The organism is Enterobacter cloacae complex sp. ECL414 (assembly GCF_021869685.1).
GTDB lineage: Bacteria > Pseudomonadota > Gammaproteobacteria > Enterobacterales > Enterobacteriaceae > Enterobacter > Enterobacter kobei.
Genome location: NZ_CP091481.1, coordinates 846,633 through 862,395, shown reverse-complemented (window position 1 = coordinate 862,395; position 15,763 = coordinate 846,633). Strand labels below are relative to the sequence as shown.

The window sequence follows — 15,763 nt, the reverse complement described above, 5'->3', positions numbered from 1 at the left end:
TTATCACACAGGACAAACATTACTGCTGGTAAAGCTCCAGCGGCAAACCATCCGGGTCGTTAAAAAAGGTAAAACGCTTGTCGGTGAAGGGATCGACACGGATCGGTTCACACGTCACGCCGCGCGCTTCCAGATGTTTTACTGCGTTATCCAGATCATCAACGCTGAAGGCAAGATGGCGCAGTCCACAGGCTTCCGGGCGCGACGGGCGCGCAGGCGGGAAGGGAAAAGAGAACAGCTCAATCACATATTGCCCGTTTAAAGCGAGATCCCCCTTCCAGGAGTCACGCTCCTCGCGGTAGGCCTCGCTCAACAGCGTAAAGCCAAGAATGTCACAATAGAAGGCCTTACTTTTCGCGTAATCGGTAGCAATGATCGCAATATGGTGAACCGCTTTTAAACCCAGCATAGCTTCTCCTTTTTATGATGCCTGAACGTTACAACCGAGAACCCGCACCTGGCAAGCGGTCAGCGTTATTTTAGGACTCGCACCCAGTAAACGCCGTGCTCATCGCGCTTCGCACCGTGAATATCCGTCTCGAAACCCGGATAGTGACGCCCCACCGAACAGAGCATCAGCAGAAAATCGAGCACTGCCCGGCTCTCCTCGGTGATCATTTCCCCCGGCATCAGCAGCGGTACACCCGGTGGGTAAGGCAGGATCATATTGGCCGACACGCGCCCGACCAGATTTTCCAGCTCAACGGTTTCTACCTCACCTTTTACCTGCCGCTGCCAGGCCTTGTGAGGCGTCAGCTTCATGTCAGGCAGGACGTCAAACGCCTGAAGCATGAGGCGCGGCAGATCGTGCTGGCGGATCAATCTGTGGATCCCCTGGGCCAGATCCTGAATGCGCATATTGCGGTAGAAGTCAGGATCTTCCGCGTAGAGATCCGGCAGCATGTTCTTCACCCGCAGGTTGAGATCGAAGGCACGCTTAAACTCCATCAGCCCGCGCAGCAGACCCATTGCCCGGGTTTTATCGATCCCGATACTGAACAGAAACAACAAATTATAGGGGCCGGTCTTCTCCACTACCACGCCGCGCTCATCAAGGAACTTCGCCACCAGCGCGGCGGGAATACCTTCATCACCCATTACACCCTGCTCGTCCATGCCAGGCGTCAGGATCGTCACCTTAACCGGATCGAGGAACATGTGGTCCGCATCGGCATCGCGGAAGCCGTGCCAGCTCTCCCCAGGCGCAACGGGCCAGCACTCGGCCTCGTCGATCTCTTCCGGCTGCCAGATATCAAAAAACCAGCCGTCTGCCTCATCTTTCAGCCGCTGGACCTCTTTACGGAAATGCAGCGCCCGCTCCACCGAGCGGTTTATCAGGCGTTTACCCGGGTTGCCGCGCAGCATCGCCGCCGCGGTTTCGATAGATGCCACCAGCGGATAGCTCGGTGAGGTGGTGGTATGCATCATAAAGGCTTCGTTGAAGGTATCCTCGTCGTACTCGCCTTTGATGTGAATAAGAGACGCCTGGGAAAAGGCGGCCAGCATTTTGTGGGTCGATTGCGTTTCGAAGAACACTTTGCCCGGCACGCGCTCGCCGCTCATCCCGCTCTTACCCGAATAAATCGGGTGAAAATTGGTATAAGGCACCCACGCAGAATCGAAGTGGATCGACGGCACGTCCAGCGTCTGCTTGATCCAGTTGGTGTTGTATAACAGGCCGTCATAGGTGGAATTGGTGATCACCGCATGAACAGGCCAGCTTGCGCCAGGGATCGCCGCAACTTTCTTTTCAATGGTTTGATGCGTGAACTCCCGGCGTGGAATGCCGCCGAGAATCCCCAGCGCGTTACGCGTAGGGGATAACCAGAGCGGCACCACGTCGCTCATCATCAGCAGGTGCGCCAGCGATTTATGGCAGTTGCGGTCAATCAGCAGCGTGCTGCCCGCAGGCGCAGCGTACATCCCGACGATTTTGTTCGAGGTCGAGGTGCCGTTGGTCACCATATAGCTCTGCTCAGCGCCAAAGGTGCGGGCAATATACTCCTCGGCCTCCAGATGCGGGCCGGTATGATCCAGCAGAGAGCCCAGTTCCGTGACCGAAATTGACACGTCCGCTTTCAGCGTGTTGCCCCCGAAAAAATCATAGAACAGACAGCCTACCGGGCTTTTTTGATAGGCTGTTCCGGCCATATGCCCTGGCGTGCAGAAGGTGTATTTCCCCTCTTTCACATAGGTAAAAAGCGCGCGGGTAAAGGGCGGCGTAATGTTATCGAGGTATTCATCCGTGTACTGCTGAATGCGGGTCGCGATATCTTCCGCCACGCCGAGAGAATATTCAAAGAACCACAGCGCCATCCGCATATCATGCGCGCTGACGTCCATGGTCGAGTGGGTATTGATAAACGCATACAGCGGGAGATATTCGTTCAGCTTGTTGATCTCGCTGCACAGCTCCAGATCGTATTCGTCCCAGTCGAAGATCACGCCACAGATTCGCGGGTTATGCTCAATAAACTTCAGCAGGTCGGCGCTGTTGTGCGGCCAGATGAGCTGATACCCGCGCGACTGAAGGGCTTGCTCCAGCTCCTTGATGGGCTCGTCTTTATAAAAGACGCCGTGCGGCCCCATAATGGCAATGATGTTCACGGTCTACCTCCTTGAAAAACATTAGCTAAGCATAGTTAAGGTAAACGGCGGGTATAAAAAAAGCCGCAACATTGTGCGGCTTTTCAGATAATTGTGAAGCTTACGCGTAGCCGTAAGTCATCAGACGCTGATAACGACGGTTGAGCAGGTCTTCTTTGCTCAGGACGTCCAGATCGGCCAGGTCAGCCAGCAGCTGGGCTTTCAGGGAAGCAGCCATCACTTCCGGCTTACGATGCGCGCCACCCAGCGGTTCCGGGATCACGGTATCGATCAGCTTCAGCTCTTTCAGACGTGGTGCAATGATGCCCATCGCTTCTGCGGCCAGCGGCGCTTTATCAGCGCTTTTCCACAGAATGGACGCACAGCCTTCCGGAGAGATAACGGAATAGGTGCTGTACTGCAGCATATTCACTTTATCGCCCACGCCAATGGCCAGCGCACCACCTGAACCACCTTCACCGATGACGGTACAGATGACCGGCACCTTCAGGCGGGACATCTCGCGCAGGTTACGGGCGATGGCTTCAGACTGACCGCGCTCTTCCGCGCCCACGCCAGGGTATGCACCCGGGGTGTCAATGAAGGTGATGATTGGCATGTTGAAACGCTCAGCCATCTCCATCAGACGCAGGGCCTTGCGGTAGCCTTCTGGTGCAGGCATACCGAAGTTACGACGGATTTTCTCTTTGGTTTCACGCCCTTTCTGATGACCAATGATCATCACCGGGCGTCCGTCCAGACGCGCGATACCGCCGACGATAGCTTTGTCGTCAGCGTATGCGCGATCGCCTGCCAGTTCGTCAAATTCGTCAAACGCCAGGCGGACATAATCCAGGGTGTACGGACGCTGTGGATGACGCGCCAGCTGGGCGATCTGCCATGCGCCGAGATCGGCAAAGATTTTGCGCGTCAGCTCTACGCTTTTTTCACGCAGACGATGCACTTCTTCGTCGATGTTAATATCCAGTTTTTCATCCTGACGGCTTACCGCTGTCAGAGAATCGATTTTCGCTTCCAGCTCAGCAATCGGCTGTTCGAAATCAAGGAAATTCAGACTCATAGTATTCCTGTATTAGTCAAACTCCAGTTCCACCTGCTCCGAACCAATGAGGCCACGGAGATCGTTCAGTAAACGATCGCTCGGAGAGACACGCCACGTTGCACCAAAGCGCAACCGCGCACGTGCATCCGTCCTCTGATAGTAGAGATGTACTGGAATTGTCCCCGAGCGGTGGGGTTCCAGAGACTGACGGAGTCGGTTTAAAAGCTGGTCATCAATTTGCCTGTCCGTCAGCGAGATAGCAAGCCCGCGAGCATATTTTTCCCGGGCTTCGTCAATGTCCATCACTTCGCGGGCGGTCATTTTAAGCCCCCCGCTGAAGTCATCAAAGCTGACCTGTCCGCTGACGATAAGTATGCGGTCTTTTTCCAGCAATTGCTGGTATTTATCCAGCGCGTCGGTGAACAACATCACCTCCAGACGCCCGGAACGGTCATCCAACGTACAGATGCCGATACGATTGCCGCGCTTGGTGACCATAACCCTTGCAGCAATCACGAGCCCCGCAGCCGTGGTAATTTTACCACGTTCTGTCGGATGCATGTCTTTTAGCCTGTGGCCGCCGACATAGCGCTCAATTTCTTTGATGTACTGGTTGATCGGGTGACCCGTCAGGTACAAGCCTAACGTTTCACGCTCGCCATCCAGCACGACCTGTTCTGGCCATGGCTGGCAGTTAGAATACGACTGCTCAATCTGCTCCGGCTCCTCCGCCAGCACACCGAACATATCTGCCTGCCCAATGGCTTCCGCTTTCGCGTGCTGGTCCGCCGCTTTCAGGGCATCGCCGAGGGAGTTCATCAACGCAGCGCGGTGCGGCCCCAGCCTGTCGAACGCGCCGGACATGATCAGCTTTTCCAGTACGCGGCGGTTCAGTTTTTTGGTATCGGTACGGGCGCACAGATCGAACAGCTCGCGGAAATAGCCGCCGTTGTTACGCGCTTCGATGATCGCCTCGATCGGCCCTTCACCCACGCCCTTGATCGCACCGATCCCGTAAACGATCTCCCCGTCGTCGTTGACGTGGAAATGGTAAAGCCCCGAGTTAATATCCGGCGGCAGGATCTTGAGCCCCATGCGCCAGCACTCATCCACCAGGCCAACGACCTTCTCGGTGTTATCCATATCGGCAGTCATTACCGCCGCCATAAATTCAGCAGGATAGTGCGCTTTCAGCCACAGCGTCTGGTATGAGACTAGCGCATAGGCGGCAGAGTGGGATTTGTTAAATCCGTACCCGGCGAATTTCTCCACCAGGTCGAAGATTTTCATCGCCAGCTCGCCGTCAACGCCGTTTTTCTTCGCGCCGTCTTCAAAGATGGAGCGCTGCTTGGCCATCTCTTCCGGTTTTTTCTTCCCCATCGCACGACGCAGCATGTCCGCGCCGCCGAGGGTATAACCAGAAAGCACCTGAGCAATCTGCATGACCTGTTCCTGGTACAGGATGATGCCGTAGGTCGGCTCCAGTACCGGTTTCAGGCTTTCATGCTGCCACTGCACGTCCGGGTAGGAAATCTCTTCGCGACCGTGCTTACGGTCGATAAAGTTATCTACCATCCCCGACTGCAGCGGCCCCGGGCGGAACAGCGCCACCAGTGCGATCATATCTTCGAAGCAGTCAGGCTGCAGGCGCTTGATCAGGTCTTTCATGCCGCGGGATTCAAGCTGGAAGACCGCGGTGGTCTCCGAGCGCTGCAGCATGTCGAAACTTTTCTTGTCATCCAGCGGGATGGCAGCAATGTCTATCGGTTCAAGGCCCTGCTTTTCCCGGCGCGGGTTGATCATCTTCAGTGCCCAGTCGATGATCGTCAGCGTACGCAGGCCAAGGAAGTCAAACTTCACCAGCCCGGCGTATTCCACGTCGTTCTTATCAAACTGAGTGACTGGATGCTCACCCGCTTCATCGCAGTAGAGCGGCGCGAAGTCGGTAATTTTGGTCGGAGCAATAACCACGCCACCCGCATGCTTACCGGCGTTACGCGTGACGCCTTCCAGCTTGCGCGCCATGTCGATCAGGGCTTTGACTTCTTCGTCAGCTTCGTAGATTTCCGGCAGCTGAGGTTCGGCTTCAAACGCTTTTGCCAGCGTCATGCCCGGATCGGGCGGTACCAGCTTAGAAATACGATCGACGAAACCGTACGGGTGGCCGAGTACACGACCCACGTCGCGGATAACCGCTTTCGCCGCCATGGTACCGAAGGTAATGATCTGCGATACCGCGTCACGGCCATACATGTCCGCTACGTGCTCGATCACCTGATCGCGTTTCTCCATGCAGAAGTCGACGTCGAAGTCGGGCATGGAAACACGTTCCGGGTTGAGGAAACGTTCGAACAGCAGGTCGAATTCCAGCGGATCGAGGTCGGTAATTTTTAATGCATATGCCACCAGCGAGCCCGCACCGGAGCCACGGCCCGGACCTACCGGCACCCCGTTATCCTTCGACCACTGAATGAACTCCATAACGATCAGGAAGTAGCCGGGGAAGCCCATCTGGTTGATAACCTGAAGCTCTATATCCAGACGCTCGTCATACTCCGGACGACGTTTTTTACGTTCTTCTTCATCCGGGAAGAGGAATTCGAGACGCTCTTCCAGACCCTCCTTCGATTTCATGACCAGGAAATCTTCCGTCGTCATGTCACCCGTCGGGAATTGCGGCAGGAAGTATTCGCCGAGGCGCACGGTGACGTTACAGCGCTTGGCAATCTCTACGCTGTTTTCCAGCGCTTCAGGGATATCGGAAAAGAGCTCGCACATCTCCTCTTCGCTGCGCATATACTGCTGCGATGAGTAATTACGCGGGCGCTTTGGATCGTCAAGGGTGAAGCCATCATGGATCGCCACACGAATTTCGTGGGCGTCAAAATCGCCGGATTCCAGGAAACGCACATCATTCGTCGCCACCACGGGCAAACCGCGCTCTTCAGCCAGCGCAACAGCGGCGTGCAGATAGCTCTCTTCGTCCTGGCGGCCGGTGCGGATCAATTCCAGATAGTAACGATCCGGGAAATATTCTTCATAAAACGAGACGCACTGATCCACCAGCGCGCTGTTGCCACGCAGCAGGCATTTGCCGACGTCGCCCATGCGGCCACCGGAGATCAGCAGCAGCCCTTCGTTCAGTTCCGCCAGCCAGTCCCGGTCGATCCACGGGCCCAGCGCACCATAGCCGCGCTGATAGGCTTTCGAAATAAGCAGAGTGAGGTTCTGGTAGCCGGTGTTGTTCATGGCCAGCACGGAAATTTGCGTCAGTTCATCGCCGATGAGATCGCTCTGAACATGAAAATCCGCACCGACGACAGGCTTCATCCCCGCGCCATGTGCCGTTCCGTAGAACTTCACCAGGCCACACAGGTTGGTAAAATCGGTGATCGCCAGCGCAGGCATGCCAAGCGCGGCCGCCTTTTTTACAAGCGGCCCGGTCTTCGCCAGCCCATCGATCATGGAGTAGTCGCTATGCACCCGCAGGTGTACGAAACGTGGTTCAGCCATCTTCAGATTCCGCGTTACTTAATTGCTTGCGTATTGATTCAGGACACCCGTCCCAGCGCGCGTTTCACCGGGCCAAAGCTGCGCCGGTGATGTTCAGTTGCGCCATGTTCAGCCAGCTTTTCCAGATGGAAAGCCGTAGGATACCCCTTGTGCTGGGCGAAGCCATACTGAGGGTAAGTGAGATCCAGCGCGGCCATTTCAGCGTCGCGTGTCACCTTGGCAATAATAGATGCTGCGCTGATCTCGGCGACACGGCTATCGCCTTTGACAACCGCCATCGAAGGCATCGGCAGTGCCGGACAGCGGTTGCCGTCAACCAGGACATATTCCGGGGCAATTTTCAGGCCCGCTACCGCGCGCTGCATGGCCAGCATTGTAGCATGCAAAATATTCAACTCGTCGATTTCATGCGGCTCAGCGCGCCCCAGGCTCCAGGCCAGAGCCTTCTCCTGAATCTCACTGAACAGGGCCAGTCGACGTTTTTCGGATAATTTTTTTGAGTCGTTTAGCCCGACGATCGGGCGGGCGGGATCGAGGATCACCGCGGCGGTCACAACAGCCCCCACTAACGGGCCACGACCGACTTCGTCCACCCCTGCCACAAGATGCGTGTGAGGGTATACAAATTCCATCATTTTGCTAACTCCAGCACTGCATCGGCCGCTTGCTCATCTGCATTGCAGCGGATCAGTTGATGCAGTTCACGGAAGGTATCATGCATCTGGTGGCTGGTCTTGCCGTTGGCGAGCAGCGGCAGCAGGGCCTCCGCCAGCGCCTGAGGCTGGCACTCATCCTGTAAGAGCTCTTTTACCAGCTCGCGCCCGGCAAGCAGGTTTGGCAGGGAAACATAATCCGTTTTCACCAGACGTTTTGCCAGCCAGAAGGTAAACGGCTTCATACGATAACCGACCACCATCGGGCATTTCGCCAGCATACATTCCAGCGCAGCCGTGCCAGAGGCCAGCAGTGCGGCATCGCTCGCAAACATCGCTTCCCGACCTTTCCCGTCCAGCAGGCGGACGTGAAGATCCGGGGCGACTTCCGCTTTAATGCGTTCGAACTGCTCGCGGCGTTTGGCATTCACCAGCGGCACGACCACTTCAAGATCGGGATACGTCTTGCGAAGAATCTGCGCGGTTTTCAGGAAATCAGCGCTCAGCATCTCCACTTCTGCGCCACGGCTTCCTGGCAGCAATGCCAGACAGTGCACATCATGAGGGATACCGAGCACGTCACGCGCCGCGTTTTTATCCGGATCCAGCGGCATCGCATCCGCCATGGTATGACCGATAAAACGGCACGGAACATTAAATTTGTCGTAAAACGCTTTTTCGAAAGGCAGAAAAGCCAGCACCAGGTTGGTGGACCGTCCAATTTTGAAAACACGTTTCTGTCGCCACGCCCAAACGGACGGACTGACGTAATGAATGGTTTTGATGCCCTGCTTTTTCAGATTACCTTCGAGGGTAATGTTGAAGTCGGGTGCATCGATACCGACAAACACATCGGGTTTGAGCTCGGTAAAGCGGCGGGTAAGATCGGCACGAATATGCAGCAAGCGTCGCAAACGCCCCAGCACCTCAACAATGCCCATCACGGCCAGCTCTTCCATTTCATACCAGGCTTCACAGCCTTCGGCCTGCATCAGCGGGCCAGCCACGCCAACAAAGCGGGCGTTAGGTACGCGAGCTTTGAGCGCGCGGATGAGACCGGCACCAAGAATATCGCCGGAGGTTTCTCCGGCGACCAGGGCTATCGTAAGCGGACGACTGTCGACCATTAACGAATCAGACCCCTTGTTGAACGGTCAAAGAACTCCATGAACGCGTTCACTTCAGGGAACTTATCCGCCAGTTCGGCAATGTCCGGCTTCGCCTCTTCCAGCGTTTTACCGCTACGGTACAGCAGTTTGTACGCGTTACGGATGGCAGTAATCGCTTCGCGACTAAAACCACGACGCTTAAGGCCTTCGATGTTCACGCCAAACGGCGTGGCATGGTTGCCCTGCGCAATCACATACGGTGGGACGTCCTGCGCCACACCGGAGCAGCCACCGACCATCACGTGTGCACCAATGATGCAGAACTGATGGACTGCGGTCATGCCGCCAATAATTGCGAAGTCATCAACAGATACGTGTCCTGCCAGCGTTGCGTTGTTGGCAAGAATACAGCGATCGCCCACGGTACAGTCATGCGCAATATGCGCGTTCACCATAAACAGGTTATCGCTACCCACCTTCGTCAACCCACCACCCTGTACTGTTCCACGATGAATGGTGACGCTCTCGCGAATACGGTTACGATCGCCAATTTCCAGACGGGTCGACTCACCAGCATATTTCAGATCCTGGTTAACTTCGCCGATGGAAGCGAACTGATAGATCTCGTTATTGCTGCCAATGGTCGTATGACCATTCACGACAACGTGAGATTTCAGTACTGTACCCTCACCAATTTCGACATTGGGTCCAACAATACAGAACGGGCCAATGTGAACGTTGGCACCAATGATGGCGCCGGTTTCCACAATAGCAGTAGGATGAATAAAGGCGGATTTATCAATCACGTATCAGGACTCCCGGCTACGAGCACACATCATCGTCGCTTCGCAAACAACTTTGCCGTCAACCAGCGCTACGCCTTTGAAGCGAGTCAGGCCACGACGCGTTTTTTCAAAAGTGACTTCCATGATCATCTGATCACCAGGCACGACAGGACGCTTAAAGCGCGCTTCATCAATACCTGCGAAGTAATAGAGTTCACCTGGCTCCAGTTTACCGACGCTTTTAAACGCCAGAATACCGGTAGCCTGAGCCATCGCTTCCAGAATCAACACACCCGGGAAGATAGGCTTACCCGGGAAGTGTCCCTGGAAGAACGGTTCGTTCACGGAAACATTTTTCACTGCGCGCAGAAAACGACCTTCTTCAAAATCCAGCACACGGTCTACCAGCAAAAACGGGTAGCGGTGCGGCAGAAGTTCTAAAATCTCTTCAATATGCAGAGTATGAGTGTCAGTAGTCAAAATACTCTTCCTGTCAAAATGTACTGATAACAATAATAACACGGCCTGCCGGTTTATTAGAAAGCCGACAGGCCGGGAAAGATAGCGTTAAACGGGTGACGTTTAGTCTTGTTGATCGATCTTACGCTCAAGAGACTTGAGTCGCTTGCTCATATCATCAATGTTCATCACCAGTGCTGCTGTTTTACGCCATACCTTGTTGGGTTGCAGCGGAATGCCCGAGGAATAGACGCCAGGTTCGGTGATCGGACGCATTACCATGCCCATGCCCGTCACCGTCACCTTGTCGCATATTTCCATGTGGCCATTAATCACGCTCGCACCGCCAATCATGCAATAACGACCAATTTTCAGGCTGCCCGCCATGATGACGCCCCCCGCAACTGCGGTATTGTCGCCAATCACAACGTTATGCGCAATCTGGCACTGGTTATCGATGATAACACCATTGCCAATGATCGTGTCGTCGAGTGCACCACGGTCGATCGTGGTACAGGCCCCAATCTCCACGCGATCGCCAATAATAACGCGACCAAGCTGCGGGATCTTAACCCAGTTACCGCGATCGTTCGCGTAACCAAAGCCATCAGAACCAATCACGGTGCTGGACTGGACGAGGCAATTTTCGCCGATTTCAACTTCATGATAAATGGACACATTGGCCCATAAACGGGTTCCTGCGCCGATTTTCGTATTTTTCCCAACGAAGCACCCCGGGCCAATCACGACGTTATCACCCAGCACAACGCCAGACTCGATAACCGCATTCGCACCAACGGCAACGTTGTTACCAAGCTTAGCCGTCGGATCGATTGCTGCACTGGCAGCAATGTTCTGAGCCGGCTGCGGCGTGGTATCAAGAATTTGAGCCATGCGTGCATACGTCAGGTAGGGGTTTTTCACTACCAGTGCACTTCCAGTGGCAAAGGGAAGATCGTCCTGCGTCAGAACAACAGCTGACGCCTGGCATTGAGCCAGTTGTTCACGGTACTTAGGGCTTACCATGAAGGTAATCGTGCCAGCTTTAGCAGATTGCATGGACGCAACAGCGGTGATGACGATATCGCCATCACCGTGTAATTCTGCATCCAACTGCTGAGCTAAATCAGCCAGTCGAATTGAAGGCATTACTTATTTAACCTGTTTCAGAACATCAGCGGTGATGTCTTTAACATCGCTGCTGTTGAAAGCAACGGCATTCGCATCAACAACCAGATCGATGCTCTGATCGGCAGCCACTGCTTTAACAGCAGTCTGAATGCGAGTGACCAGTTTGCCACGCTCTTCGTTAGAACGACGCTGACGATCCTGCTCGAAAGCCTGCGCTTTCTGAGAGAAGGTCTGGCGCTGAGCCATAACGTCTTTTTCCAGTTTGCTGCGATCGCTTGCTTTCATGGTAGAACCATCACGCTGCAGACGCTGCATTTTGGACTGAAGATCGCCTTCCATACGCTGCAGTTCGCTCGCACGGCCTTTGAATTCGTTTTCCAGTGTTGCAGAAACACCCGTTTTCTGTGCAACCTGCTGGAACAAATTACCCATGTTGACGATTGCGATTTTGTCTGCTGCCTGAGCAGAAGTTGCCATCGCTAAACCGAGACCTGCAGCTAATAACCACTTTTTCACAATTAACTCCTTACCATCCCATTGGCACCAGAAGGTACCGTTCTTTGCGTGGCAAGGCGACCGTTTTACCGATCGCCGGTTGTCAGCGCTACACTGCCAACGCATTCCTTTGCAGCGGATTATTACCAGGTTTTACCAATGTTAAACTGGAATTGCTCCGCCTTGTCTCCATCGTATTTCTTAAACGGCTGGGCGTAAGAGAAGACCAACGGTCCCAGCGGTGACATCCATTGTAATGCGATACCAGCAGACATGCGAATATTGCTCGGATCGCTGTAGTCTGGAATTCCAGCAGCACGCGTTTCAGCCGTATTCTGCCAGTTGGTATCCCATACCGTACCGGCATCCCAGAAGAAGGACGTACGGACAGAGTTCGCGTATTTATCGCTGATAAATGGCGTTGGGGTAATGAATTCCAGGCTGGCCACGGCCATGGCGTTACCGCCCACCGCATCATCAGAACTACAGACGTTCGTATTGCCCTGACTGTCCTTCGCCGGTTTATCGCAGTTATCCTTGTCGTTGCCGCCGTAATAAGCCGCTTTCGGACCAATGTTGTTGGACTGGAAGCCACGCACGGTGCTGGAACCACCCGCGTAGAAGTTCTCGTAGAACGGCAACTCTTTACTGCCGATACCATCACCATAGCCCCAACGGGTACGACCCAGAACGACCCACTTGTGGTCATCATCAATTGGGAAGTAGGACGCGGTATCCAGGGTTACCTTATAGAACTCGTTATCAGAGCCCGGAACGGTCACTTTACCGTTCAGGTTGACGCGAGAACCTTCTGTTGGGAAGTAACCACGGTCGAGACGGTTATAGGTCCAGCCGTAGTTGAAGGTGAAGTCATCCGCGGCGAAGCCATTGTTATCACTGGTTTTACTCGCAGACTGGCCAATAGAGTCCAGATAACGCCACATCGCCACCTGAGGTTGCATGTTGGACAGGTCGTTATGCACGTAACCTAAGCCCGCACGCAGGGTGTTGTATTCGTTAACCGGGAAGCCGAGCGTTCCGTCTACACCATAGCTCTTGTTGGTGTAGGAGGAGAGGTCTGCGTCGTCTGCTTTAAAATCGTTATAGAAGATACGACCGCCCAGGCTTACACCGTCAACGGTGAAGTATGGGTTGGTAACAGAGAACTCAGAGTAGGTCTGGTAGTCGTTTTTGGTGCCGTTAATACCGACAGAGTAACCTGTACCCAGCCAGTTATCCTGCTGGACGCCAACCTGGAAGCTCACGCCACTTTCAGTACCGTAGCCCACACCGAAGTTGAAGCTACCGGTGTTACGCTCTTTCACCTTATACACGACATCAACCTGATCCGGGCTGCCGGGTATACGCTGCGTTTCCGTGTCCACGGTTTCGAAATAGCCCAGACGGTTCAGACGCTCTTTACCCTGGTCAACGAGGTCGCTACCCAACCATGCCCCTTCCATCTGACGCATTTCGCGACGCAGAACGGAGTCTTTGGAGGTATCGTTACCGACGAAGCGGATCTTACGTACGTAGAAACGGTTACCCGCATCAACGTTAACATGCAGCTTAACGGTTTTATCCGCGTCGTTGATTTCCGGCTGTGTTTGTACACGCGGGTAAGCGTAACCATAGCGGCCGAGCAGCTTCTTAATGCCGTCTTCCATTTTGGTGACTTTAGAACCGCTGTACAGATCGCCCGGCTGAATTTTAGTCAGCGCTTCAATTTCAGCTGAATGCCCGGCCAGGTTACCACTGACTTCAACACCGGAAAGCTTGTACTGATCGCCTTCAGTGATGTTAATCGTGATGTAGATACCTTTCTTGTCCGGCGTCAGACTGACCTGAGTCGAATCAATGTTGAAACGGGCGTAACCGCGATCCAGATAGTAGCTGCGCAGGGTTTCGAGATCCCCCGCCAGTTTCTGTTTCTGGTATTTACGATCGCCAACCACGTTCCACCACGGCACTTCATCGCGCAGCTGGAAAGTGGAGATCAGTTCGTCGGTGCTAAACGCGTGGTTACCCACGATGTTGATCTGCTGGATCTTCGCGGAAACACCTTCCTGGAAGACCAGCTTCAGGTCAACACGGTTACGTGGGAGCGGCGTAACCACCGCTTTCACGCTGGCACTGTATTTACCGACGCTGTAGTAGAAGTCTTCCAGACCTTTTTCAATGTCTGAAAGGGTTGTGCGGTCCAGAGATTCCCCCACACGAACACCGGATGCTTCAAGGTTTTGCTTGAGCATGTCATCTTTCACCGACTTATTACCGGAGAAAGTGATACTGGCGATCGTTGGACGTTCTTTTACCTGTACCAGCAGCGTATCACCATCGCGCAGGACGCGGACATCCTCGAAGTTGCCGGTGGCAAACAGAGCACGGATGGTGTTACTGATATCTTCATCATTAACCGTATCGCCGGGGCGCACAGGCATACTGAGGAGGGCCGCACCAACGGCGACACGCTGAAGGCCTTCGAAATGAATGTCTTTCACTACGAACCCGTCAGCACCGTATACGGTGGCGCTGCTAAACAGCAGCGACGCTATGAGCAACTTTTTCATCGCCATCGTTATTATGCGTTCTTCCTAACTAACTCTCTTACAACCGAGAGAAATCATTGAAAAGTGCAAGCCCCATTAACAGCACCAGCAAAATCGAGCCGATGCGGTAACTAAAGTCTTGAACTCGCTCGGATACCGGTCCGCCTTTTAGCTTTTCAATCGCTAAAAACAGCAGATGACCCCCGTCTAACACGGGAAGCGGGAACAGGTTGATTATCCCAAGGTTCACGCTAATGAGCGCGAGGAACATGAGATAGTAAATCACCCCGAATTCCGCTGACATCCCAGCCCCCTGAGCAATCGAGATTGGCCCACTGAGGTTGTTCAGTTTCACATCACCGGTTATCAATTTCCCCAACATGTTGACCGTCAGCTTCATCAGTTGCCATGTTTTATCCGTGGCTTCAAGGATGGCGCTGAACGGCCCATACTGGCGTATTGTCTTGTACTCATCTGGCAGCGGGATCACTTTTGGCACAACGCCTGCGAACCCTTCTGCCTTTTTGCCGACCGACTTCGTATCCGGGATCAGCGTCAGCGAAAGCGGACTGCCTTGCCTTTCAACTTCCAGCGCGAGGGACGTCCCCGGATTATCGCGCACCAGAGTAACAAAGGTCATCCACTCTGTTAATGGTTGACCATCGACTTTAACGATCCTGTCGCCCGCTTGCAAACCCGCTTTGCTCGCCGCCGAATTTGGCTGGACTTCAGCTAATACCGGCTCAATCTGCGCACCGCGGGGACGGATACCCAGCGCTGCGACGGGATCTTCTTTATCGGGCTCGAAACGCCAGTGGCGTAAATCCAGTACTTTGTCCTGACGCGCGTCTGACCCAAACGGCGATACGCTGAGGGTTGTCTGCGCATCGCCAATTTTGGCTACCAGTTGCAGTCGCACGGCATCCCAATCAGGGGTTTCGATGCCATCAATCGCTTTAAGTTCCATCCCGGACGTAATTTGCGCATTCGCCGCGATAGAGTTGGGCGCAATTTCCCCCACCACCGGACGCACACCAGGGACGCCGATAATAAACACCAGCCAGTAAGCGAAAATTGCAAAGATGAAGTTGGCTACCGGTCCGGCAGCAATGATGGCAGCGCGTTGTCCAACGGTTTTGTTGTTAAACGCACTGTGTCGCAGCTCGGGTGCGACAGGCTCGACGCGTTCGTCGAGCATTTTGACGTAGCCGCCAAGAGGGATAAGTGCAATGACAAATTCCGTGCCGTGACGGTCGGTGCGCGTCCAGAGTGATTTGCCAAAACCAATGGAGAATCGCTCTACCCGCACACCACAACGGCGAGCAACCCAGAAATGGCCAAATTCATGCACGGTAATCAGCACACCCAGTGCAACAATGAACGCCGCCAGATTCCAGAGAATGCTCAGCATAAAACCTTC

12 protein-coding genes are annotated in these 15,763 nt (G+C 54.3%); all 12 read right to left on the bottom strand.

Going from position 1 to position 15,763, the window contains the following annotated elements; genetic code table 11:
• Positions 1–19: 19 nt before the first annotated feature.
• Positions 20–409 (bottom strand): VOC family protein, encoded by a 390-nt coding sequence (locus tag L3068_RS03980; protein WP_047026691.1) that lies wholly within the window; start codon positions 407–409, stop codon positions 20–22.
• Between the two features lie 65 nt (positions 410–474).
• Complete coding sequence (locus L3068_RS03975; protein ID WP_117580933.1) at positions 475–2,607, bottom strand: lysine decarboxylase LdcC; 2,133 nt, start codon at positions 2,605–2,607, stop codon at positions 475–477.
• Between the two features lie 100 nt (positions 2,608–2,707).
• The gene (gene accA, locus L3068_RS03970) at positions 2,708–3,667 is read right to left on the bottom strand and encodes an acetyl-CoA carboxylase carboxyl transferase subunit alpha (RefSeq protein WP_013095666.1); all 960 of its coding nucleotides are present in this window, start codon (positions 3,665–3,667) and stop codon (positions 2,708–2,710) included.
• A gap of 12 nt (positions 3,668–3,679) precedes the next feature.
• Entirely contained in the window at positions 3,680–7,162 is a 3,483-nt protein-coding gene (gene dnaE / locus L3068_RS03965) for a DNA polymerase III subunit alpha (RefSeq protein ID WP_117580931.1), read from the bottom strand.
• Positions 7,163–7,200: 38 nt separating this feature from the next.
• Positions 7,201–7,797, bottom strand: a complete 597-nt coding sequence (gene rnhB / locus L3068_RS03960; protein ID WP_023336774.1) for a ribonuclease HII — start codon at positions 7,795–7,797, stop codon at positions 7,201–7,203.
• Positions 7,794–8,942, bottom strand: coding sequence for a lipid-A-disaccharide synthase (lpxB, locus tag L3068_RS03955; RefSeq protein WP_023332133.1), 1,149 nt, complete (start codon positions 8,940–8,942; stop codon positions 7,794–7,796). The genes rnhB and lpxB overlap by 4 nt, the downstream gene beginning before the upstream one ends.
• Positions 8,942–9,730 carry an acyl-ACP--UDP-N-acetylglucosamine O-acyltransferase gene (lpxA, locus tag L3068_RS03950; RefSeq protein WP_014882637.1) on the bottom strand — a complete coding sequence of 263 codons (789 nt, stop codon included), beginning with the start codon at positions 9,728–9,730 and terminating at the stop codon, positions 8,942–8,944. The genes lpxB and lpxA overlap by 1 nt, the downstream gene beginning before the upstream one ends.
• A gap of 3 nt (positions 9,731–9,733) precedes the next feature.
• Entirely contained in the window at positions 9,734–10,189 is a 456-nt protein-coding gene (gene fabZ, locus L3068_RS03945; RefSeq protein ID WP_010426706.1) for a 3-hydroxyacyl-ACP dehydratase FabZ, read from the bottom strand.
• A gap of 102 nt (positions 10,190–10,291) precedes the next feature.
• Entirely contained in the window at positions 10,292–11,317 is a 1,026-nt protein-coding gene (gene lpxD, locus L3068_RS03940; protein WP_045134605.1) for a UDP-3-O-(3-hydroxymyristoyl)glucosamine N-acyltransferase, read from the bottom strand.
• 3 nt (positions 11,318–11,320) lie between these two features.
• Positions 11,321–11,815 carry a molecular chaperone Skp gene (gene skp, locus L3068_RS03935; RefSeq protein ID WP_014882635.1) on the bottom strand — a complete coding sequence of 165 codons (495 nt, stop codon included), beginning with the start codon at positions 11,813–11,815 and terminating at the stop codon, positions 11,321–11,323.
• Positions 11,816–11,937: 122 nt separating this feature from the next.
• Positions 11,938–14,370, bottom strand: a complete 2,433-nt coding sequence (bamA, locus tag L3068_RS03930) for an outer membrane protein assembly factor BamA (protein ID WP_047026694.1) — start codon at positions 14,368–14,370, stop codon at positions 11,938–11,940.
• A gap of 31 nt (positions 14,371–14,401) precedes the next feature.
• Positions 14,402–15,754: a sigma E protease regulator RseP gene (rseP, locus tag L3068_RS03925; RefSeq protein WP_014882633.1), complete on the bottom strand. Its 1,353-nt coding sequence runs from the start codon at positions 15,752–15,754 to the stop codon at positions 14,402–14,404.
• Positions 15,755–15,763 lie beyond the last annotated feature (9 nt).